The sequence below is a fragment of the Stenotrophomonas sp. GD04145 genome (genome assembly GCF_029835135.1).
Lineage (GTDB): Bacteria > Pseudomonadota > Gammaproteobacteria > Xanthomonadales > Xanthomonadaceae > Stenotrophomonas > Stenotrophomonas maltophilia_P.
The window spans coordinates 84,104-107,068 of sequence record NZ_JAODZG010000005.1; the positions used below are offsets into that span (position 1 = coordinate 84,104).

The 22,965-nt window shown below is 68.8% G+C and carries 18 protein-coding genes; 9 read left to right on the plus strand and 9 right to left on the minus strand.

The features are described 5' to 3' along the window. Positions 1-175: 175 nt before the first annotated feature. The 6 genes from N7367_RS04540 to N7367_RS04565 form a co-directional block, all read right to left on the minus strand. Positions 176-874, minus strand: a complete 699-nt coding sequence (locus N7367_RS04540; RefSeq protein ID WP_065181383.1) for a molecular chaperone — start codon at positions 872-874, stop codon at positions 176-178. Between the two features lie 5 nt (positions 875-879). Further along, entirely contained in the window at positions 880-1,128 is a 249-nt protein-coding gene (locus tag N7367_RS04545) for a hypothetical protein (RefSeq protein ID WP_231107710.1), read from the minus strand. Between the two features lie 84 nt (positions 1,129-1,212). Continuing rightward, on the minus strand, positions 1,213-2,259 hold the full coding sequence (locus tag N7367_RS04550; RefSeq protein ID WP_279941824.1) for a spore coat protein U domain-containing protein: 1,047 nt from the start codon (positions 2,257-2,259) through the stop codon (positions 1,213-1,215). Next, entirely contained in the window at positions 2,256-4,610 is a 2,355-nt protein-coding gene (locus tag N7367_RS04555) for a fimbria/pilus outer membrane usher protein (protein ID WP_279941850.1), read from the minus strand. The genes N7367_RS04550 and N7367_RS04555 overlap by 4 nt, the downstream gene beginning before the upstream one ends. 7 nt (positions 4,611-4,617) lie before the next feature. Beyond that, complete coding sequence (locus N7367_RS04560) at positions 4,618-5,370, minus strand: molecular chaperone (protein WP_279941825.1); 753 nt, start codon at positions 5,368-5,370, stop codon at positions 4,618-4,620. Beyond that, positions 5,370-5,900, minus strand: a complete 531-nt coding sequence (locus tag N7367_RS04565) for a spore coat U domain-containing protein (RefSeq protein WP_053518329.1) — start codon at positions 5,898-5,900, stop codon at positions 5,370-5,372. The genes N7367_RS04560 and N7367_RS04565 overlap by 1 nt, the downstream gene beginning before the upstream one ends. A gap of 240 nt (positions 5,901-6,140) precedes the next feature. Between N7367_RS04565 and map the strand changes: the two genes are divergently transcribed. The 8 genes from map (at position 6,141) to N7367_RS04605 (ending at position 16,521) form a co-directional block, all read left to right on the plus strand. Beyond that, entirely contained in the window at positions 6,141-6,917 is a 777-nt protein-coding gene (gene map / locus N7367_RS04570) for a type I methionyl aminopeptidase (RefSeq protein ID WP_111185881.1), read from the plus strand. Positions 6,918-6,919: 2 nt separating this feature from the next. Continuing rightward, entirely contained in the window at positions 6,920-9,547 is a 2,628-nt protein-coding gene (locus N7367_RS04575) for a [protein-PII] uridylyltransferase (protein ID WP_279941826.1), read from the plus strand. Beyond that, positions 9,547-10,596 carry a 2,3,4,5-tetrahydropyridine-2,6-dicarboxylate N-succinyltransferase gene (dapD, locus tag N7367_RS04580; RefSeq protein ID WP_053518332.1) on the plus strand — a complete coding sequence of 350 codons (1,050 nt, stop codon included), beginning with the start codon at positions 9,547-9,549 and terminating at the stop codon, positions 10,594-10,596. The genes N7367_RS04575 and dapD overlap by 1 nt, the downstream gene beginning before the upstream one ends. 2 nt (positions 10,597-10,598) lie before the next feature. Continuing rightward, the gene (locus N7367_RS04585) at positions 10,599-11,465 is read left to right on the plus strand and encodes a hypothetical protein (RefSeq protein WP_279941827.1); all 867 of its coding nucleotides are present in this window, start codon (positions 10,599-10,601) and stop codon (positions 11,463-11,465) included. Between the two features lie 31 nt (positions 11,466-11,496). After that, positions 11,497-11,868: an arsenate reductase gene (locus N7367_RS04590; protein WP_180875666.1), complete on the plus strand. Its 372-nt coding sequence runs from the start codon at positions 11,497-11,499 to the stop codon at positions 11,866-11,868. After that, entirely contained in the window at positions 11,865-12,992 is a 1,128-nt protein-coding gene (gene dapE, locus N7367_RS04595; RefSeq protein WP_279941828.1) for a succinyl-diaminopimelate desuccinylase, read from the plus strand. The genes N7367_RS04590 and dapE overlap by 4 nt, the downstream gene beginning before the upstream one ends. A gap of 366 nt (positions 12,993-13,358) precedes the next feature. Beyond that, positions 13,359-15,050, plus strand: a complete 1,692-nt coding sequence (gene asnB, locus N7367_RS04600; protein ID WP_053518338.1) for an asparagine synthase B — start codon at positions 13,359-13,361, stop codon at positions 15,048-15,050. An 82-nt stretch (positions 15,051-15,132) separates the two neighbouring features. Beyond that, on the plus strand, positions 15,133-16,521 hold the full coding sequence (locus N7367_RS04605) for a cation:proton antiporter (RefSeq protein WP_262101136.1): 1,389 nt from the start codon (positions 15,133-15,135) through the stop codon (positions 16,519-16,521). Positions 16,522-16,603: 82 nt separating this feature from the next. On the opposite strand, the gene N7367_RS04610 is transcribed toward N7367_RS04605, so the two are convergent. Beyond that, entirely contained in the window at positions 16,604-18,931 is a 2,328-nt protein-coding gene (locus N7367_RS04610; RefSeq protein ID WP_279941830.1) for a penicillin acylase family protein, read from the minus strand. A 123-nt stretch (positions 18,932-19,054) separates the two neighbouring features. Between N7367_RS04610 and bfr the strand changes: the two genes are divergently transcribed. Beyond that, on the plus strand, positions 19,055-19,543 hold the full coding sequence (gene bfr / locus N7367_RS04615; RefSeq protein ID WP_053518345.1) for a bacterioferritin: 489 nt from the start codon (positions 19,055-19,057) through the stop codon (positions 19,541-19,543). Positions 19,544-19,753: 210 nt separating this feature from the next. On the opposite strand, the gene parC is transcribed toward bfr, so the two are convergent. Both parC and N7367_RS04625 read right to left on the minus strand, forming a co-directional pair. Next, positions 19,754-21,997, minus strand: a complete 2,244-nt coding sequence (gene parC / locus N7367_RS04620; RefSeq protein WP_053518348.1) for a DNA topoisomerase IV subunit A — start codon at positions 21,995-21,997, stop codon at positions 19,754-19,756. A 59-nt stretch (positions 21,998-22,056) separates the two neighbouring features. Further along, complete coding sequence (locus tag N7367_RS04625) at positions 22,057-22,965, minus strand: helix-turn-helix transcriptional regulator (protein ID WP_253119028.1); 909 nt, start codon at positions 22,963-22,965, stop codon at positions 22,057-22,059.

Genomic DNA, 22,965 nt, shown 5'->3' on the forward strand with positions numbered 1-22,965 from the left:
GGTATGCGGGACGCGTGGAAGCGCGATCGGTTCCGGGGTTGGGCTTCCCTGTTGCCTCCGTGGCCGAACTCCTTGCGGAGCACCCCGGCACGGATGGGGGCAGCAGGTGTGGATTCACCGGTGACGTCCGGTGTGGACGGGGTCCAGCGCACAGGGCGGCAGGACATCCCGGCGATTATAGCCCGGCGGGCGGGTTCACCGCAATTGACGGGTCCCATGCGTCCAGAACGACCTCCCGGCCGTCCTGCAGGCGGGCCCGGAAGCGGCCGCCGAGATAGCCGTCGCGGCGTGCCGGCAACGTCCAGCGCCTTTCCCGTCCTGCCAGCACATAGCCGGCCAGGCCCGGCAGCAGCACGCTGCGATGGCCGCCGGCGGACTCGAATGAAAGCCCGTCCAGGCGCGCATGCAGGCGGCCCGGGTTGTCCAGTCGCAGATGAGTCTGCGACCCGTTGGATTCGACGCGGGCACGCACGGCCGGGCGCACTGACGACGCAGCCGCACCCTGGAACAGCGGCAGCGAGTAGCGTGGCAGGCTGCTTCTGCCGGGGGCGAGCACGATACGGTAGGCCTGCTCGGCGGCGACCGGGACGGCGCTGCGGGGCAGCAGCCAGACCCGCTGGCGGGCGCCGGGCGCCAGATCCAGTCGGGTCGGACTGGCCAGGATGCGGTCGCTCGGCTGCAGCCGTTCGGCGTCCAGCTGCTGCTCCCACGCCAGGATCTGCACCTCGCCCTGCCAGCGCTCGGGGCCGGGGTTGTGCAGCCAGAGTTCGGTGCGGCCCCCTTCGGCGGGCAGCTGCAGGGTCGTGGGCAGCAGGTCCAGTGCGGCGGCAGGCAGCCCCGGCAGCAGCAGGAACAGGGCAAGGAGTGCGCGCATCGGCATCAGTAGATGAATGTCGGCGCGGCGGAAGCGTCGTCGGTGGGCGCGGCTGGCGCGGGGGCGAGTTCACGCAGCTGTGCCGGCAGCTGCGGGGCATCGCTGCGCTGGTGCGGAACGGCACACGCGCGGCCGCCGGCATCGCCCTGGCAGGCTTCCACTACGACCAGGCGCACCTGCACCGGGGCTGCCGGCTCGGCCCAGGCCAGGGGGGCGGCGAGCATCATCGCCAGGATCGGAACTGCGCGAACCACCTGTCATCCACCGTGCCGGGATACCTGCTGGACGCTATCGGCCGGGCGCGCCGGATCTGTAGGGGCAGGTGCTCGCGGCACCGGTCAGTAGGTGATCGTCACCTGCACCACATCGTTGTAGGTACCTGCCGGCGGCTGGCCGGTGACCGGCGGCACCCGGCCGTAGATCGTCAGCTGCTGCGCACTGCCGGTACCGGTTCCGCTGGCGGTATCGACCGTGAGCGTGTTGCCCCAGCGCTGGTTGCGTGCGCTGTCGCGGTACAGTTCATAGGCCAGGTAGTAACTGCTGCCCCCGATGGTGGTGCGCATGCGCCGGGTCGGGCTGGCCGGGGGATTGTTCTGGCCGTTGTCCAGGCCGATCTGGAATGCCGTGTTCTTCAGGCAGGTCAGGGTCAGGGTGGCGGTCCGGTCGATGTTGCTGGTGATGCTGCCGGTGACGTTGCCGAAGTCCAGAGGGGTGGTGAGGTAGCTGCCGCACTGTGGCAGCACGGTCGCGGTCGCGGTGAAGCTGAAGGCCGCGCTGGCGCTGTTGGTACCGGTGGCGCCGCCGTTGCAGGTGGCCGGTACGGTGGCGTTGCCGAGCAGCACTTCGTTCCAGGCCCAGGTCAGCACCACGTCGGCGCCGCTGAAGGTGCTGCTGTAGTTGCCCGCGGCCAGCACCTGGTTGGCCGGGATCTGTGCGAACAGCTGGGTGGACTGCGCGCCGCTGCCGCCGACCACCAGCGGCACGTTGTAGGTCATGGTCAGCTCCTGCGCTGGCGGCGTACCGCGGGGAACCAGGCCGGTGACCTGGCTGTAGCCGGCATTGTTGTAGAGCTGGAAGTTCAGGGTGTCGGGAGGGGTGCCGGTACTGGTGCGCAGGGTCCGCCAGGTGCTGCTGCTGCCACCGCCGCTGCCGGCACCGATGCCCACGCACACGCGCACGCCGGTAGTGGCCAGCAGGCTCAGGGCCGCCGTCGTGCAGGTGACGGTGATGTTCAGCGTGGCCGAGGTGGGCCCGGGGGCATTGCTGTTGACGTTGCCGAACGGCAGGGTGGGGTTGGCGGTGGCCGTGCACACCGCCGCCGCGTGCGCCGGTGTGGCGGCCAGCAGGCCGAGCACGAGCAGCAGGCCGAGCAGGGGCACCTTCATGGCGCCACCTCGGGAATGCACGGTACCGGTGCCGGGCGGGGCCGGGCGCCGCTGGCAGCCACTTCCGGTGTGGCCGGCACCTTCACCCGGCACTGGCTGCGGCTGGTTGTGATGTACAGCACGCTGCCCGGCGCCACGTCCTCCAGGTACAGCAGGCCGTCGTAGCCGACGGTGGCCTGGCGACCCTGCGGCAGCTGCACTTCGCTGCCCACCTCCAGCGGTTGTCCGGCCATGTCCTGCAGGACCAGGGTCAGCGACGGCCGCGAGCGCAGATGGAACGTCACGCTGGTGCCGGCGCGCTGGCGGGGTGTCACCCAGTCCTCGACGCGGTCGGCGCGCATGTCCGCCGGCAGGTCGAGCGTGTCGATGGAGACCCGGTTGCGCTGCCACGACAGCAGGGGGCTGACCAGCAGCAGGCCACGGTCGTCGGTGACGCCGATCAGGCGGTTTTCCAGCCGTACCGGCACACCGGCGACGCCGCTGGTGCTGACCACCGCGAAGGCGTCGGAGACCTCGCGGGTGGCAAAGGTGTGCCCGTCCATCCACACCAGGCTGCCGCTGGCGCTGGCATAGGCGTAGTCAATGCCGGCCTGGCGCGATGCGCCGAGCGCGTAACGCCCCACGTCGTTGAGGATGCCGACCTCGGCCAGGCCGCCTGTGCCCTCGTCGCCCCCGCGCACCTGCGCGCGCCAGCCGATGCCGCCGGCACTGCCATCGCCGGGGACCGGCTGGGTGATATCGGCCACCCAGGCCTGGCTGTCGCCGTTGCGCTGGCTGGAGAGGCTGGCCTGGCGGTTGTTGCCGAGGCTCGCGCTCACTGACAGGTAGATGTTGCGGTCGTCGCTGCTGTCCAGATTCTGGTTGACCGACAGGTAGGCCGACCAGCGCTGGTTCCAGGTGCGCGACCAGAACAGGCTGGCATAGCGGTTGTCGTCGCCATCGGGGTAGCGCAGCCGCAGGTAGCTTGCGCTCAGCGTTCCCAGCCCCAGCAGATCGAGACCGGCAGTGGCCTGTTCGCTGATGCGCGGGGGCAGGTTGTCCTGCAGCGCGCCCAGATCGCGGTAGTCGCCGTGGGTGCGTACGCTGCGCACATTGAAATTGAAGCGGCGGTTGTTCCAGCTGTAGCCCAGTGCCCATTGGCCGCCCTGCAGGCCCTGCAGGCGGCTGTGCGCGTAGGCGGCATTGAACACGCCGGCCTCGCCCGCCAGCCACCAGCCACCGACGCCGGCCTGCAGCAGGCCGCCACCGCCTTCGGCGTGCGCTTCGCCGGTGAAGGTGTCGCTGATACCACCCCGCCAGCTGGCACTGGCCACCGTGCGGCTGTCGTACTCGAAGGAGCGTTCGCCGAACGCTTCGCGCAGTTGTCCGGCACCGACCGACCAGTCGGACAGGCCCTTGGCCAGCAGCTGCTGGGTGCCATAGAAGCTGAAATCCAGCGTCTGCATGCGGCCGAAGGCATCGGTCACCACAACCTGCGCGGTGCCGGTGCCGCTGATGCCCGGCTGTGCCGCCAGCTGGAACGGTCCGACCGGCACCTGGCCGCTGTACTGGCGCAACCCGTCGACGTACAGCTCCACCGTTGACGGCACCACCGCCTCGCCCAGGAAGCCGGGCGTCGGTGTCAGCACGCGGTAGGGCTGCAGCCCGTAGTTGCGTCCGACCTGCACGCCGCCCAGGCGCACCGGCCGGGTCCAGTCGACAAAGCCGCTGTAGAAATCACCGATCTCCAGCGTGGTCGCCGACTCGGGAAAATCCAGTGTCCAGTGCGTATCCAGGCGCACGCTTTCGCTGCGCCAGTGACGGTCGTCCGGCTGCTGGTAGCGACGGGTGACCGCCGTGTTCTCGAAGGTGCCGCTGCCGATGCCGAACAGGCGCAGTTCCGAGCTCAGGGTAAGGTTACCGAGTGCTTCGATGCGGCTGCCGTACACGTCGTAGTTGAGCAGCAGGCCCGGCGAGGCGCTGCCGGCCGGCGTACGCACCTGCGGGCGGCCGAGCAGGGTGGTGGGCAGGGTCAGCTGGTCCAGCGGCACATCCAGCGCCAGTGTCTGCAGCTGGGCGTCGTAGCGCGCGACCACGCCGCTGATCTGATCCAGAAACACCGGTGCATCGCCGGTGGCACTGAAGCCGAGCTGGCGCAGCACCTCCGGGCTGGCCTGCAGGCGGCCACGTGCTTCAGTGAAGGGCAGCAGGCCTCGCGGCGTGCTGTTCAGCGAGACGTCCAGGTACAGTGTCTGGCTGGCCGTCAGCGGTGTCGGGGGAGGCAGCAGGGTATCGGCGGAGACGCCGGAGATGCCGGACACGTCGGCGGCCGGAGCCGCGGGAACCCACGCGGCAGCGAGCACCGTGCCCACCACCGCCTCAGCGAGCCGGTGGCGGCGATAGCGGTGTCTGCGTCGACTCGCCATTGATCTTGGCCGTGATCTGGTCGTTGTCCCGGTCGACCGCCGTGCGCTCCACGGGCCAGCGCATCACCTGGCCGGGCAGCACATAGCCCAGCAGGCCGGGGTGGACGATACGCGGGCGTTCGACACTGCCCAGCGCCAGGTCGGCGATCTGCGCGTAGCTGTCGCCGGAATTGCCGATCTCGACGCCACTGCGACCATCGTCCAGCCGCAGCAGGCGTGCCTGCAGGCGCGGCGCCGGCGTGCCCCCAGCCGGCTGGATGAACACCGGGATCGAATAGCGCAGCACGAACTGCATGCCGCTGGCGCGGGTGGCCAGGTCCGGCACTTCGTCGACGATCAGGCGGTAATGCTGCTGGGAGGCCGGTGCCTCGCTGTCCGTGCGCATCACCCGCACCAGCTGCTGCTGGCCTGCGGCCAGTTCCTGCATCGGTGGAGTTGCCAGCAGCCCATCGGCAGGCAGCAGCTGCTCCCTGCCATCCTGCTGGACCCAGCGGAACACCCGCACCTGCAGCTTCACCGGCGCGGTCCCGCTGTTGGTCAGCCACAGCTCGGCGGCACGCTGGCGGGGCTCCAGCTGCAGGGTGGTGGGCGCGACCTGCAGGCTGGTGGCGGCGGAGGTGGCCATGGCGCTGGCCAGCAGGCAGGGGAGCAACGCCACGCCGGCGGCGCGCCACAGGCGGGGTCGGGACATGGAGGCGTGCTCCATCAATAAGTGATCGTGGCGGTGATCGTGTCCAGGTAGTTGCCGGCGGCCGCGTTGTTGGTGCTCAGGTTCAGGATCTGGCCGTAGACGATGTAGGGGACCGCCAGGCCCGTGCCGATGCCGGCCTGGGTATTGGTGCCGGTCGTCGACCCCCAGACCAGGCTGTGTGCCGCGTCGCGGTACAGCTGGTAACCGACGTAGTTGTTGGCGGTCACCGCCGCGTCGGTGTTCTTCATGCGCCGGGTGGTGACGTCGCCGGCCGTACCGGCGTTCGCACCCGCGTTCAGCGCGATCGTATACGGGGTCAGCGCAGAGCACTGGGCGGTCACCGTGCCCTGGCCCAGGGTAGGTATCGCGGTGGTCGATGCGGCGGTACCGAAGTCGACGTTGGTGGCGGCCGCGGCCGTGATCGTGCAGGCCTTGGTGACCACGAGGGTGACGTTGAAGGTGGTGGTATCGGCCGCCAGCGCCGGTCCGGCCAGCAGCAGCGCGGTCATGGCCCCGGCAAGGGAGGAGCGCAGTGGGATTCGCATGGACAACCTCCTTGACCCGAAGGTCCGTTGAGCAAGGCGAAGGCGGCACGTTCGGGGCCGCTTCGGCGACGCTGGCGCCAGCTTAGGACCGCCAAGTGTCTGTAATCCGTGATAAACAGGGGCTGCGGAATGTGGGCGCGATCACGCTTTCGCTCGCCTTGCCGGAACTGCGCATGGCCGGGAACGTCCAGTTGGGTGGCGTTCGTTCAGATTGCGGCCGGATCGGCGATAATGGGCGCCATGAGCGTGAATCTGAAAACCCCGCAGGAAATCGAGATGATGCGCATCGCCGGCCGCCTGGCCAGCGAAGTGCTGGACATCGTCACCCCCCACGTCAAGCCCGGTGTCACCACCGAGGAACTGGACCGCATCTGCCATGACCACATCGTCAACGTGCAGGGCGCCATTCCGGCCAACGTCGGCTACCGCGGCTTCCCCAAGACCGTGTGCACCTCGGTCAACAATGTCATCTGCCATGGCATCCCGAGCGAAGGCAAGGTGCTCAAGGACGGCGACATCGTCAACATCGACGTGACCGTCATCAAGGATGGCTGGCACGGCGATACCAGCCGCATGTATTTCGTCGGCACCCCGTCGGTGATGGCGCGCCGCCTGGTGGAGACCACCTACGAAGCGATGTGGCGCGGCATCCGCGCGGTACGTCCGGGGGCGACCCTGGGTGACATCGGCCACGCGATCCAGAGCTATGCCGAAGGCGAGCGCTTCAGCGTGGTGCGCGAGTACTGCGGCCACGGCATCGGCAAGGTCTATCACGACGAGCCGCAGGTGGTGCATTACGGTCGCCCGGGGCAGGGCCTGGTGCTGCAGCCGGGCATGACCTTCACCATCGAGCCGATGATCAACGAGGGCACCCGCTACAACAAGGTGCTGCCGGATGGCTGGACCGTGGTGACCAAGGACCGCAAGCTGTCGGCGCAGTGGGAGCACATGATCGCGGTCACCGAGACCGGCGTTGACGTGCTGACCCTGTCGCCGGGCGAATCGCAGGTCTCCTGAGGATGCTGCCGGCGAGTTCGCTGCTGGACACGCCGGCCGCGTCGCTCAACGACCCGGACTGGGCTTCCGCTGCACGGCAGGCCTTGCAGCAGGCCGATGCGCGGCTGTACCGCCGTTTCGACCAGGGCGACAACATCGAGCGCCTGCTGGCACTGCGCGCGCGCGCGGCCGATCACCTGATCCGGCTGGCGTGGCAGCGCTGCCTGCCGTCCGACAGCGGGCTGTCCCTGTTCGCTGTGGGCGGCTACGGCCGTGGTGAGCTGTTCCCACGGTCTGACATCGATCTGCTGGTGTTCGGCGCGCCGCCAGCGCAGCTCGCCCACGAGGCGGGCCTGGCGCGGTTGTTCGCCCTGCTGTGGGATTGCGGATTGGCGGTCAGCCATGCCGTGCGCTCGGCGGCGCAGTGCCGCGAGGCGGCCGCCGACCAGACCGTGCTGACCGCGCTGATCGAAGCGCGCCCGATCCTGGCCGACGATGCGGCGCGCCGGGCGCTGCGCGAAGCAACCGACGACAGCGGACTGTGGCCGGCGCGCACCTTCTTCCTGGCCAAGCTGGAGGAACTGCGCAACCGCCACCAGCGTTTCGGCGATACCGCCGACAACCTCGAGCCCGATCTGAAGGACGGCCCCGGCGGGCTGCGTGATCTCAATACGCTGGGGTGGATGGCGCTGCGCGCGTTCGGCGTTCGCGACCTTGAGGCGCTGGTCGGGCTGGGCCATCTGGGTGCCGACGAAGCCGCCGCGCTCCAGCGGGAGCGCGCGGTGCTGGCGCGCCTGCGCTTCGGCCTGCACCTGGTGGCACGGCGGCCGGAGGAGCGCCTCCGCTTCGATTACCAGAAGACACTGGCCGCGCGGCTGGGTTTTGAGGACGACGCCGAGAACCTGGGCGTCGAGAAGATGATGCAGGGGTTCTATCGCGCCGCTTCGGTGGTGCGCCGGATCAGCGACCGCCTGCTGCAACGCTTCGAGGAGCAGTTCGACGGCGAAGCGCTGCCGGAACCGCTGACCGTGGGTTTCTCGCTGCGCCGCGGCTATCTGGCGGCGAACGAGGCGGCGTGGCCGCGCGGCGACATCGGCCAGGTGTTCGCCCTGTTCGCCGGCTGGGCCAACAACCCGCAGGTGCGTGGCCTGCATTCGCTGACCGCGCGCGCACTGGCCGAGTCGCTGCCGCTGCTGCCCGCCTATGACCAGGCCGATGCCGATGCGCGTGAGCAGTTCATGGCGCTGCTGCGTGGCCAGCGCCCGGTCGACACGCTCTCGCGGATGGCCCGGCTGGGTGTGCTGGGCCAGTGGATTCCCGCGTTCGCCCAGGTCAGCGGGCGCATGCAGTTCGACCTGTTCCACGTCTACACCGTCGATCAGCACACGCTGATGGTTCTGCGCAATATCGGCCAGTTCGCCAGCAGCCGTGCCGACGAGCGCTTCTCGATCGCGCATGAAGTGTGGCCGCGGCTGCGCAAGCCGGAGCTGCTGCTGCTGGCCGGGCTGTTCCATGACATTGCCAAGGGCCGCGGCGGCGATCATTCCGAGCTGGGAGCGGTGGATGCGCGCGCGTTCTGCCAGGCGCATGCGCTCAGTGCCTCGGATACCGAACTGGTGGCGTGGCTGGTCGAACAGCACCTGCGCATGTCGGTGACAGCGCAGAAGCAGGACATCGCCGATCCGGCCGTGATCCATCGTTTCGCAACCCTGGTCGGCAGCCGCGACCGCCTCGACTACCTGTACCTGCTGACCTGCGCCGACATCGCCGGCACCAGCCCCAAGCTGTGGAACGCCTGGAAGGACCGGCTGCTGGCCGATCTGTACTTCGCCACGCGGCGCGCACTGCGCGAGGGCCTGGAGCATCCGGTGCCGGCCGCCGAGCGCGTTGCCGAGGCGCGTGACAGCGTGCGCGCGCTGGTACGCGAACAGGGCTATGACGACGCCACGATCGACCGCCAGTTCGCCGTCATGCCTGATGAAGGCTTCATCCGCCTGCGTCCGGAGCAGCTGGCCTGGCAGGCCGCTGCGCTGGTGCCGGTGAAGCAGGGCCAGGCGCTGGTGAAGGTGCGCCGCATCAGCGTCGACGACCCCGCGCTGGAAGTGTTCGTGCATTCGCCGGATCGCGACGGCCTGTTTGCTGCCATCGTGATGACGCTGGACCGCAAGGGCTACGGCATCCATCGCGCACGGGTACTGGACGGCCCCGCGGGCACCATCTTCGATACCTTTGAGGTCAGCCCCGCCGATACCTTCGCCGATGGCAGCAGCGCCAACCTGGAAGCTGCGCTGCGCGAGGCGCTGGCCGGTGACCTGGGCCGTCTGCGCCCGTCGCGGCGGGTGGTGCCGCGGCAGCTGCGTCACTTCCGCTTCGTGCCGCGCATCGAGTTCCGCGATGAGCCTGGCGCAACCCGATTCGCCCTGGTCGCACCCGACCGCCCCGGCCTGCTGGCCGACGTGGCGTTCGTGCTGCGCAACCAGGGCCTGCGCGTGCATGACGCGCGCATTGCCACGTTCGGCGAACGCGCCGAAGACACCTTCGTGATCAGTGACGAACACGACCTCCCCCTGACCGAACCCGCCCGGCAGCAGCTGCATGACGCGATGCTGGCCTGCCTGGACCCTGATCGAAACGCCGGAGACCCCACCTGATGGCCACCAAGCCTGCAAAGAAGACCGCCGCGACCGCCAAGAGCGCAGCGGCCCGAAAGACCACTGCCGCGACGGCCGCAAAGAAGACCGTTGCCCCGGTGAAGAAGGTGGCTGCCGCGAAGAAGCCGGCGCCGAAGAAGGCCCCGGCCAAGAGCGCGGAAGCCGCGCGCGCCGAGACCATCGCCCGCAAGTCGCTGCGCAGGCCGGCCGCGCCGGGCGTGGAAGAACTGAAGTTCGGCATCGAAAGCGCCTTCGAGCGCCGCGCGACGCTGACCCTGCATGAGCTGGAAGGCTCGACCCGGGTGCTGGTCAACCGCGTGATCGACGGCCTGGAAAGCGGCGAGTTCCGTGTCGCCGAGCCGGACGGGCAGGGGGGCTGGAAAGTCAACGAATGGCTGAAGAAGGCGGTGCTGCTGTACTTCCGTGTCAATGACATGGCAGTGGTCGACGCCCGTCCGGCCCCGTTCTGGGACAAGGTCGAATCGCGCTTTGCCGGGTACGACGAAGCGAAGTTCCGTCGTGCCGGGGTACGCGTGGTGCCGGGCGCGATCGCGCGCCGGGGTACCTACTTCGGCAAGGATGTGGTGCTGATGCCGAGCTTCACCAACATCGGCGCCCATGTCGGCGAGGGCACGATGGTCGATACCTGGGCCACCGTCGGTTCCTGTGCGCAGATCGGCCAGCATTGCCACCTGTCCGGTGGCGCCGGCATCGGCGGCGTGCTCGAACCGCTGCAGGCCAGCCCGACCATCATCGAAGACCATTGTTTCATCGGCGCGCGTTCGGAAGTGGTGGAGGGCGTAGTGGTCGGCCACCACAGCGTGATCGGCATGGGCGTGTTCCTCAGCCAGAGCACCCGCATCTACAACCGCGCCACCGGCGAGATCACCTACGGCTACATCCCGCCGTACAGCGTGGTGGTGTCGGGCTCGCTGCCGAGCAAGGACGGCACGCACTCGCTGTACTGCGCGGTGATCGTCAAGCAGGTCGATGCCCGCACCCGCAGCAAGACCAGCGTCAACGATCTTCTGCGCGGCCTGGCGGACTGACGATGGCTGCGCCGGACGACCTGGCGCAGTCCGCGATCTACCGGCATCCGTTCGACAACGTGTTCGCGCGGATGCTGCCGCGCCTGCTGCACGCACCGCGCTGGACCCGGCTGCGCCGCGCGCTGTCGCGGCGCTGGCCGATGCCGGCGCTGGCCAGCGATGTGCGCGATGTGATCTACGCCAGCTGGTGGGTCGATGTGCGCCATGCGCCGTCACCACCACCTGGCCATCACTACGTGGTCCATGCCGGTCGTACGCCTTACACCATCCTCAGCTATCGCCACGGCCACTTCGGGCCGGCCCTGGCCGGCCCTCTGCGTGCGCTGATGCCATCGCCGCAGCAGAGCAACTGGCGCTGGTACCTGCGCCGCGACGACGATCCGGACGGCACCCCGGTCGTGCTGTTCGACCGCAACGTGATGGATCAGCTGGCCTTCGTCGCCGGTGCGCGGGCCTTCAGCGATGCCATGCAACCTCACCTCTCCGTGCGCTTCGCGCATGTGCTCGAGGCCGATGGCGGCGGCCATACCCTGATCGAAGGTGGGCACGGCAGCGCGCCGGCGCTTCGACTGCAGTGGCAGGTTGCCGCAGGCTGGGACGATGCCACGTGGTCGGCGGCCTTTGGTGGCCATGACGCCCTGCTGCGTTTCCTGACCTGCCAGGACGAGGCCATCGCCCGTACCTGTGACGGGCACTGGGCCAGCACCCGCATCGACCTGCCGGTGGAGCTGACCCATCTGCGGCCGCTGCACCTGCAGGGTACGCTGCAGTGCCCACGCTTGCAGGCGATGGGCGTTGCGCTGCCCGACGGGCTGGCCTTCCACCTGCCACGCGTGCCGTTCCGGGTCGTGTCCGAGCGTCTGTTGTGAGATTCTGACCCTCTGTTTTCCAGCATTGCCGATGGCCATGAGCACCACTGTCTACGGATTGAAGAACTGCGATACCTGCAAGAAGGCGACCAAGTGGCTGGACCGCTTCGGCGTGCCATACACCTTCGTCGACTACCGCGAGACCAAGCCCGGCCCGGAAACGCTGGTCGAGTGGGCCGCGCAGCTGGGCGGCCTGTCCGCGATGGTCAACCGGTCATCGACCACCTGGCGGCAGCTGCCGGACAATCGCAAGGCGGCCGCCTCCGATGCCGAGTGGAAGCTGCTGCTGCGCGAGTACCCGCAGCTGATCAAGCGCCCGCTGGTGGTGACGTCCGACGGCAAGGTCAGCCAGGGATTCAGCGACAACGGGTTCAAGGCGCGCTTCGGCGTGGGCGGCGCGTGAGCGCGGTGCTGGACCTGGCCAGCGAGCTGATCGCACGGCCATCGGTCACGCCGGACGATGCCGGCTGCCAGGCGCTGCTTGCGGCGCGGCTGCAGCGTGCGGGGTTCGACTGCGAGCACCTGCGCCTGGGCGACGTCGACAACCTGTGGGCGACCCATGGCAGCGGTGCGCCGGTGCTGGTCCTGCTGGGCCACACCGACGTGGTGCCACCGGGACCGCGCGAGGCCTGGCAGAGCGATCCGTTCGTCCCGCAGATCCGCGATGGCGTGCTGTACGGCCGTGGCGCGGCCGACATGAAGGGCAGCGTGGCCGCGTTCGTGATCGCGGCCGAGCAGTTCGCCGCAGCCCACCCGCATCATGCGGGAACGCTGGCGGTGCTGCTGACCAGTGACGAGGAGGGCGATGCGATCGACGGCGTGCGCCATGTCGCGCGCCTGTTCGCAGAGCGTGGCCAGCGCATCGACTGGTGCATCACCGGCGAACCCTCGTCGACCGCAACGCTGGGCGATCTGCTCCGCGTCGGCCGCCGCGGCAGCCTGTCGGCGAAGCTGCGCGTGCAGGGCGTGCAGGGCCATGTGGCCTACCCGGAGAAGGCGCGCAATCCGATCCACCAGGCGGCGCCGGCGTTGGCCGAACTGAGTGCGCGGCGCTGGGACGAGGGTTACGAGAGCTTTCCGCCGACCAGCCTGCAGATCTCCAACATCCATGCCGGCACCGGTGCCAACAACGTGATTCCGGGCGAGCTGGAAGTGGATTTCAACGTCCGCTACAACCCGCATTGGGATGCGCCGAAGCTGGAAGCGGAGATCACCGCGCTGCTGGACCGCCACGGCCTGCAGTACACGCTGAAGTGGCACCGCAGCGGCGAGCCGTTCTACACGCCCGAAGGTACCCTGCGTGCCGCCGCGCGCGCGGTGCTGGCCGACCACATCGGCGGTGCGCCGGAAGAAAGCACCGGTGGCGGAACGTCCGACGCCCGCTTCATCGCGCCCTTGGGCGCGCAGTGCATCGAAGTGGGACCGGTCAACGCCAGCATTCACCAGGTGGACGAGAACGTGCGCGTGGACGAGCTTGAGGCCCTGCCGGGCCTGTACCTGCGGCTGGTCGAGCGCCTGCTGGTGTGAGGCACGACGCCGGGCATGCCCCGGCGCCGCCCTTGGCCGACGGTAGCGCCGGGCCATGCCCGGCGTACGACGCACCTGGTTGCCAACGCAACTGTTGCGCGGCCCCGGAAACCGGGTTAGGGTCGGGTCATGTCGATCCGCCTGGCCACCGCCGTCAACAACAACCGCAATAATCTGCGCGCGAATAATCGTGCGCGGCCGATGCGGGACTGCGCCCTGGGTAGATAGACAGCAACACACGCCCGGACACCAGAAAACCCGCATCGGCCGATGCGGGTTTTTTTGTGCCCGGGCGTAGCCCATCCGGGCCTGGTTGGCCGGTCGAACACCTTCCTACCCGTGAAATACCCCAACAGGAGTTCCCCCATGTGTTCGATCTTCGCAATCTTCGGCCTGCAGGCCGGTGATGATCTTCCCGCCCTGCGCCGGCATGCGTTGGAGCTGTCGCAGCGGCAGCGTCATCGTGGCCCGGACTGGAGCGGCGTCTACCTTGATGAAGGTGCACTGCTGGTGCACGAGCGGCTGGCCATCGTCGATCCGGCGGGTGGCTCGCAGCCGCTGTTGTCGGCGGACGGTCAGCTGGCGCTGGCGGTCAACGGCGAAATCTACAACCATCAGCTGCTCAAGGCCGCGCTGGCCCACCCCTACGACTTCCAGACCGGCTCGGACTGCGAGGTGATCAACGCGCTGTACCGGCAGGGAGGCTCGCCGTCCCGCTGGCTGGAGCAGCTCAACGGCATCTTCGCCTTCGCGCTGTGGGACCGCGATGCCGGTCGCGTACTGGTGGCGCGCGATCCGGTCGGCGTGGTGCCGCTGTACTGGGGGCACGATGCGCAGGGGCGCCTGCGTGTGGCCTCGGAGATGAAAGCGTTGGTGGATACCTGTGCCGACGTTGCCCAGTTCCCGCCGGGTCATTACTACGACAGTGCCAGTGGCGAGCTGGTGCGCTACTACCAGCAGCCCTGGCGCGAGTATGCGGACGTTGAAGGGCGCCAGGCCGATCTGGCCGAGCTGCGACAGGCCTTTGAACATGCAGTGGAACGCCAGCTGATGAGCGACGTGCCGTACGGCGTGCTGCTGTCCGGTGGACTGGATTCGTCGCTGGTGGCCGCCGTCGCCGCCCGCTATGCCCGCCGCCGCATCGAGGATGGCGGCCAGAGCGAAGCCTGGTGGCCGCGCCTGCATTCGTTCGCGATCGGGCTGAAGGGATCGCCCGATCTGGCCGCCGCCGCCGTCGCCGCCGAAGCGCTGGGCACCGTGCACCACGGTTTCGAGTACACCTTCGAGGAAGGCCTCGACGTGCTCCCCGAGGTGATCCGCCATATCGAAACCTACGATGTCACCACCATCCGCGCGTCCACGCCGATGTTCCTGCTGGCCCGGCGGATCAAGGCGATGGGGGTGAAGATGGTGTTGTCCGGCGAAGGCAGCGACGAGATCTTCGGCGGCTACCTGTACTTCCACAAGGCACCGGACGCGCGCGAATTCCACCAGGAGCTGGTGCGCAAGCTCGATGCCCTGCACAACTACGATTGCCTGCGTGCCAACAAGTCGATGATGGCCTGGGGCGTGGAGCCTCGCGTGCCGTTCCTGGACCGCGACTTCCTCGATGTGGCGATGCGCATCGACGCCGCGCACAAGATGGTAGGCAGCGGCTTCGGCGGTCGCCGTATCGAGAAGGCGGTGTTGCGTGAAGCGTTCGATGGCTATCTGCCGGACAGCATCCTGTGGCGCCAGAAGGAGCAGTTCAGCGATGGCGTCGGCTATGGCTGGATCGATGGATTGAAGGCGCACGCCGAGGCGCAGGTCAGCGACCGGGTACTGGCCGCCGCCGACAAGCGCTTCCCGCACAACCCGCCGCAGACCAAGGAGGCGTACTACTATCGCCACCTGTTCGAACAGTTCTTCCCGAGCAGGGCCGCGGCCGAAACGGTCCCGGGTGGAAAATCGATCGCCTGTTCCTCACCGGCCGCGATTGCCTGGGACGCGAGTTTCGCCGCAGCGGCCGATCCGTCCGGCCGGGCGATTGCCGGGGTACACGAGCAGGCCCTGGCGTGACCGGCAGCGCCGGGCTACGCCCGGCGGGCGCTCAGCGTCGGCGCAGGCAAGGACGTATCATCGCCCCCCTGCACATTGGGGAATGTTCATGGACGTACAGAGCGAGGGCCGGGCGCCGCCGATGAAATGGGGGTGGCGCTACGCGGCCTGGGCCGGACTGCCGTTGCTGGCCGGCCTGCTGCTGGCGCGGTATGCCGGGCCGGCGGCGCCTGAAGCGGTCGCACGCGCCACGGTTGCCGACGAAGGCAGCTGGGCCCGGCATCTGTCATCGCCGCTGGGCCTGTTCCTGCTGCAGCTGCTGGTGCTGCTGCTGGTGGCCAAGGGCGCGGGAGCGCTGCTCAAGCGCTTCGGCCAGCCGGCGGTGATCGGCGAAATGGCGGCAGGCCTGATGATGGGCCCGTTGGTGCTGGGCAGCCTGTTGCCGCAGTTGCATGGCGCGCTGTTCCCGGCGGCGTCGCTGGCGCCGTTGGGCCTGCTCAGCCAGCTGGGTGTGCTGATGTTTCTGCTGGTGGCCGGTGCCGAACTCGACCTGGCCGCACTGCGCGGACGACGGCGGTTCGCGTTCACCGTCAGCCATGCCGGTATCGCCGTGCCATTCATGCTGGGCGTGGCCCTGGCGATCTGGCTGTACCCGCAGCACGGTCCGCAGGGCGTGGGCTTCACGTCCTTCGCGCTGTTCGTCGGGATATCGATGAGCATCACGGCATTCCCGGTGCTGCTGCGGATCCTCGCCGATCGCGGCATCACCCATACGCCGCTGGGACAGACCGCCATTGCCTGCGCGGCACTCGGCGATGCCACGGCCTGGTGCCTGCTGGCGCTGATCGTGGCGGCTGCACAGGCCGGTGGCTGGCTGCCGGCAAGCCTCAACCTGCTGGGCGTGGTGGCCTTCGTGGTGCTGATGCTTGGCCTGGTGAGACCGTGGTTTGCCCGCCAGCAGGTCGTGGCAGGACGCGAAGGACGGTGGTTGCTGGGCATCCTGCTGTTGTCGCTGGCCAGTGCGTTGGTGACCGAGATGCTGGGCATCCATGCGTTGTTCGGTGCATTCGCTGCGGGCGTGGCGGTGTCATCCAATGCGCCGCTGCGCGCACTGCTGATGGCCCGCGTCGAGCCGTTCGCGGTGACCCTGCTGCTGCCCCTGTTCTTCGCCATGACCGGCCTGCGCATGCGCGCCGACGCACTGCACGCCGGCGACATCGTGCTGTGTCTGGTGGTGATCGCGGTGGCCACGGCCGGCAAGCTGCTGGGCACATTCAGTGCCGCCCGCAGCACCGGCCTGCCGGCCCGCGAGGCATGGCGGCTGGGAGCGCTGATGAACACGCGCGGCCTGATGGAACTGATCGTGCTCAACCTGGGCTATGAGCTGGGCCTGCTCGGGGATCGCCTGTTCGCGGTGCTGGTGATCATGGCACTGGTGACCACTGCGATGACCGGGCCGTTGTTGAACCTGATCGAGCGCCGCCGCACCTGAGCCGGTAGCGCCGGGCCATGCCCGGCGGCTTTGCTGTCCGTCCACGCTGCGCGCTCGCCGGGCATGGCCCGGCGCTACCCCTCTATCTCGCCGGCACCAGCGTCATCACGTGCTGGGCCTTGCCCGGCAGGAACGGCGAGGGGCGGCCATGCACCCAGTCTTCGTGGCCCGCGCCCCAGTAGGGGGACAGCGGGTGGCCACTCTGGCCACCGGGCATGTGCACGATGCCGTCGGCTTCGTGACCGGGGGAGACCACCATCCGCTGCGAAGCACCGAAATCCGGGGCCTGCACCCGTGGCATGTCGCGGTCGCCGGGCAACGGCTCGGCCGGCATGCACAACGCGCGGCGTGCGAAGGCGGGCAGGGCGCGACTGACCGGGTGGCAGATCGACGCGGTGTTGCGCTCTCCCCAGCGGCGCTGGGCCAGCGGTCCCTGGCTGGCAAGATCTGCTTCCAGCTCACGTGCGGCATTCGCCAGCAACGCATCCCAGCTGTCGATACCGGGTGGCAGCAGATGTGCCGGGCGCTGTTCCAGCATCGGCCAGACCACGCCTTCCAGCTCGGGCAGCCGCGGCGGCAGGTAGTCGGCGCCCAGCTGTGCGCGGGCAGGCGCGAGCAGCGCACCTTCCACCGCATCGAGCACCTTGCCACGGAAGCCGCGGGTGATGCGATAGCTCACCGAGTCCACCGATGCCCGTCCTTCCCAGTGCGCATTGGCTGCATGCAGGCGCTGCAGTGCAGGGTCGCTGCTGTGTGCGGTGATCTGCTGCAGCAGCGCCCACCAGCGTTGCAGCATTACCGCGCGGTCATCGAGCTGGATCGCCAGCAGGTCGTGCTCATCGAAACGGTCCTGGACCGCCAGCAGGTCGCGGATCTGCCGCGCGCGGGCGCCAAGGTCGTAGCCGCCATTGCCGGCCACTGCCAGTGCGGCGCCGTCCAGCACGCGGCCGTTGGCGGTCCACAGACGGTGGTCGGCGGGATCGATCAGTGCGGGAGCAGAGTCGCTGCGCAGCGACCAGGGTGCGCAGGCGTCATTGCGCGCTGGCGCGTAGCCGGCCGCCGCACATCCGGGGCCACGGTCCGGACGGGCGCCGATCAGACGCCAGGCGATGCGCCCACTGCGGTCGCCGATCACCAGGTTCTGTGCAGGAATGCCGGCGCGGTCGGCCACGCGCAGGGCCTGGTCCAGGTCGCCCGCGCGGGCCATGTCGGCGAAATCCAGGCGCACCGCGCCGGGCAGGTGTGCGACCCAGCGCAGTGCGTCGCCGCTGCCATCGGCGTGGGTGTGCAGGATCGGCCCCCACGCGGTCTCGCGCACCGGGAACACCACGTCATCCTGGCCGGCCACGGCGATGCGCTCTTCGTGGACCGTCACCGGGGCCGTGGCCGGTTCGTTGCGGAAATCCGCGGTGTCGATGTAGCTGTTGGTGAATCCCCAGGCGATGTGCCCGTTGCTGCCGACGATGACGGCCGGCAGACCGGGCAGCGAGAAGCCACTGATGTCGACCTGGCCACCGGCCGCCTGCGGATCGGGATAGCGCAGGCGCACACGGAACCAGAGGCCGGGTGCGCGCAGGCCCAGGTGCATGTCGTCGGCAACGATGGCACGGCCATCGGCAGTGAGTGCGCCGGCCACGGCGAAGTTGTTGCTGCCCACTGCGCCGGTTTCCACCGGCACGGGGGCGGGCGAGGCGGCCAGCGTGCGCAGATCCAGTTGCCCTGCATCGGGCAGCAGGGCATTGCCGCGCGGCTCGCCGAACAGGGGCGCATCCCATTCGCTGCCCTGGTGCGCGATCAGCGCATGCAGCGCCGGTGGCACCACCGCCTGGATGCGGCTGAGCGCCAGTTCAGTCCGGTTGCCTGGATCCTGCAGATCGGCGTACATGGCCAGCCCGGCCAGCACGCTGTCGCTGGCGGTCCACGGCTGCGGCGCCTGCCGCAGCAGCAGGTAGGCCCACGGGCGCACGGAGAGATCGGCCAGGCCCTGGTTGACCCCATCGACATACGCGTTCACCGCCGCGGCGTTGCTGCGCAAGGCGGCCTCCAGATGGGCCTCGGTCCGCGCGCGCAGGCGATGAACCCGCATGCGCTTGTCCACCTCGATGGCCTTCGGGCCGAACAGCGCAGCCAGTTCGCCGGCCGCGCTGCGCCGCATCAGGTCCATCTCGAAGTAGCGCTCCTGAGCGTGGACACGGCCGAGCGCACGCATGGCGTCGGCCTGGCTGCCCGCGGTGATGGTGACCACGCCCAGCGCGTCGCGCTCGACAGTGACTGCTGCGCTTAGGCCGGGCAGGGCATGTTCACCTTCCAGATCGGCCAGGCTGCCGCGCAGCAGCAGCCACGCTGCCAGGGCCACCACCAGCAGGATGGCGATCAGCACGCCGAACAGCCAACGCCATGTACGTCGCATTGCAGGTCCTTTCCGAACGCCGGGGCCGATTGTAGCCGCAGGCGCAACTGCGACTGATTCCGATTAGATCACCGTATCCCGAAATGGGGCACCCTATGCCGCATCGATTCACAGGAGCCCCCCATGAAAGGCAACCCGGACGTCATCGCCTGCCTGAAGGAACTGCTGCGCGGCGAGCTTGCCGCGCGTGACCAGTACTTCATCCACTCCCGCCGTTACGAGGACCAGGGCCTGTTCGCGCTGTATGAGCGCCTGAACCACGAGATGGAGGAAGAGACCCAGCATGCCGACGCGCTGCTGCGCCGCATCCTGTTCCTTGGCGGGGATCCTGACATGCGCCCGCACCTGACCGAGCCGGGTACGACGGTGGAGGAGATGCTGCAGAAGGATCTGGACACCGAGTACGCCGTGCGCAACAACCTCGCCGCCGGCATGAAGCTGTGCGAAGAGAAGGGCGACTACGTGAGCCGCGACATCCTGCTGGCGCAGCTGAAGGACACCGAAGAGGACCACGCCTGGTGGCTGGAGCAGCAGTTGGGCCTGATCAAGCGCATCGGCCTGGAGCTGTACCAGCTGAGCAAGATCGACGGCAGCGGCGCCCCGGCGCACTAAACCGGTACCGTCGCCCGCCAGCACCGGAGCATCGCTCGCCAGCCTTCGCCCGCCAGCCGCTCCACCGCCCGCCAGCCGACAACGAAAAAGCCGGGGAATGCCCCGGCTTTTTCGTGTCTGGTGCTGCGTTTCGGTAGCGCCGGGCCATGCCCGGCGGGCAGAGCTGGGGTCAGAGCCCTTTCCGTTGGAAAGGGATCCGACCCCGCTGCGTCATTCCACTGACAGGCCTTCGACCTTCTGCCAGCCACGCGGCAGCAGGTGGCCGCGGGTCGCCCGCGCGCCGAGGTAGGCATCGAGCTCGTTGAACTTCAGGCCCATCGTGCGCTGGCCGGCGCGCACCTGCAGGGTCTGCCCCGGCCCGATCGCCACGATGGCGACCACGCGTTCCGTGGCCAGCTTGGCCTTGGGGATCTCGATGATCTTGTTGCCCTTGCCTTTGTCCAGTTCGGGCAGATCGCTGGCCGGAATCGCCAGCAGGTTGCCCGAGCTGGTCACCGCCACGATGCGGTCGCTCTCGACATTGGCGACCACCGCCGGCGGCAGCACCGACGAGCCGGCGGACAGGTTCAGCATCGCCTTGCCGGCCTTGTTGCGGCCGATCAGGTTCTCGAAGCGGGTGACGAAGCCGTAGCCATGGCTGGACGCGAGCACGAAGCGTGCGTCCGGCTCGGCGCTGGCCAGGGTGACGAAGCTGGTGCCGGGCGCCGGCGAGAAACGGCCGGTCAGCGGCTCGCCGTTGCCCCGCGCAGAAGGCAGAGTGTGCACCGCCGTTGAATAGGCCCGGCCTTCGCTGTCCAGGAATGCGACCTGCTGGGTGCTGCGCGCGCGCACGGCGCCCTGCAGCGCATCGCCATCGCGATAGGACAGGGCCGACGCGTCCACGTCATGACCCTTGGCGGCGCGGATCCAGCCCTTCTGCGACAGCACCACCGTCATCGGCTCGCTCGGCACCAGCTCGGTCTCGTCGATGGCCTGCGCCGCCTGGCGCTGGACCAGCGGCGAGCGGCGCTCGTCGCCGAACTTCTTCGCATCGGCTTGCAGCTCGTCGCGGATCAGCTTCTTCAGCTTGGCCTTGCTGTCGAGGATGCCGATGATCTTCTCGCGTTCCTTGGCCAGCTCGTCCTGCTCGCCGCGGATCTTCATTTCCTCCAGGCGGGCCAGCTGCTTCAGCTTGGTCTCCAGGATGTACTCGGCCTGTTCTTCGGACAGGCCGAAGCGCGCGATCAGTGCGGCCTTCGGTTCGTCCTCGGTACGGATGATATGGATCACCTCGTCCAGGTTGAGGAAGGCCACCAGCAGACCTTCCAGCAGGTGCAGGCGGCGTTCGACCTTCTGCAGGCGATGCTGCAGGCGGCGGGTGACGGTGTTGCTGCGGAACGTCAGCCATTCGCTGAGCAGCATCTTCAGGTTCTTCACCTGCGGACGGCCGTCCAGCCCGATCACGTTGAGGTTGACGCGGTAGCTGCGCTCCAGGTCGGTGGTGGCGAACAGGTGGCCCATCAGCTGCTCGGCATCGACGCGGTTCGAGCGCGGCACCAGCACCACCCGCACCGGGTTGGCGTGGTCGGATTCATCGCGGATGTCTTCCAGCCACGGCAGCTTCTTGGCGCGCATCTGCGCGGCGATCTGCTCGATCACCTTCGAGGGCGATACCTGGAACGGCAGTGCGGTGACCACGATGTTGCCGGCTTCACGGCTGAACGTCGCGCGCGCACGCACGCTGCCGTTGCCGGTCTCGTACAGGGTGCGCAGATCGTTGGCGGCCGTGATGATCTCGGCGCTGGAGGGATAGTCCGGGCCTTTCACGTGCTCGCACAGGTCGCGCACGGTGGCGTCCGGATCGTCCAGCAGGTGCAGCAGCGCACTGACGATCTCGTTGAGGTTGTGCGGCGGCACATCGGTGGCCATGCCCACGGCGATGCCCGTGGTGCCGTTGAGCAGCAGGTGCGGCAGGCGGGCCGGCATCCACGTCGGCTCCTGCAGCGTGCCATCGAAGTTGGGCGCCCAGTCGGTGGTGCCCTGGCCCAGCTCGCCCAGCAGCACTTCGGCGATGGGGGTGAGCTTGGATTCGGTGTAGCGCATCGCCGCGAACGACTTCGGGTCGTCGCTGGAGCCGAAGTTGCCCTGGCCCTCGATCAGCGGATAGCGGTAGGAGAACGGCTGGGCCATCAGCACCAGCGCCTCGTAGCACGCGCTGTCGCCGTGCGGGTGGTATTTACCGATGACGTCACCGACGGTACGTGCGGACTTCTTCGGCTTGGACGCGGCATTCAGCCCCAGCTCGCTCATCGAATAGATGATGCGGCGCTGCACCGGTTTCAGGCCGTCGCCGACGAACGGCAGGGCGCGGTCCAGGACCACGTACATCGAGTAGTCGAGGTAGGCGCGTTCGGCGTACTCGCGCAACGGCAGTTGTTCGAATCCGTGGAACACGGGGCGGGCAAGTTCGGTCATGCGGCGTTGTTACCTATGTCGGGAGGCGGCGACGGCGGTCGCCGCTCGCAATCCTGTGATTATCCGGATGCGGCCGGGGATGCCAAGCCGCGCGCAGGGTCCAGGCCGGTTTCCAGTCCATTCCCGGCCCGCGCCAGGTAGCGCCCGGGCGGCAGGCCGAAATGGCGGCGGAACACGGTGACGAAGGCACTGGCGCTGCTGAAGCCCAGCGCATGGGCGATATCGGCCACGCTGCGGCCATCGGTCAGCTGCCGCAGCGCTTCGGACAGACGGGCCTGCTGGCGCCACTGCGCGAAGCTCAGCGTGGTCTCGTCGCGGAAGTGGCGGGTCAGGCTGCGCGGCGAAAGCCCGGCCCAATGCGCCCATTCGGCCAGGCTGCGCTCGTCGGAGGGATCGGCCAGCAGCTGCGAGGCGATCTTCAGCAGGCGCCGATCGTGCGGCATCGGCAGGTGCATGCGCTGGCGCGGTGCGGTGCGGATCTCATCCAGCAGAACCTCGATGATGTGCTGGTGCTCGGGCGTGGCGACCTGGTCGAGCGACCAGCCGCAGATCCGGTCCGCCAGCGCCTGCGCCAGCCTGGACAGGCCCAGCACGCAGGGGGCGGCGGGAAGGGCAGTGCAGGCCGGCGCGGCCAGCGCCATGCCCCAGCCACGCAGCGGGCCGTCCAGAGCGACCGTGTGAGGTTCCAAGGGCGGCATCCAGCCGGCCGAACCGGGCGCCAGCGACCACGTTCCATGCGAGGTGCGGGTGGTCAGCAGGCCGCGTTCGACGCAGATCAGCTGCGCACGCTGGTGATGGTGCCAGTCGACTTCACGGGCGAGCCCCTGCGGACTGTCGAAGCGGAAACCGACGACCGGCGGGCCATCGTTGCGCTCGAACCAGTCCAGCGCCTCGTTGCGCAGCAACTGCCGGGCCGGGGCGATGTCCCCCTTGTTCATCCTGTCCGATGGCTGGAATGTGTCATTCAT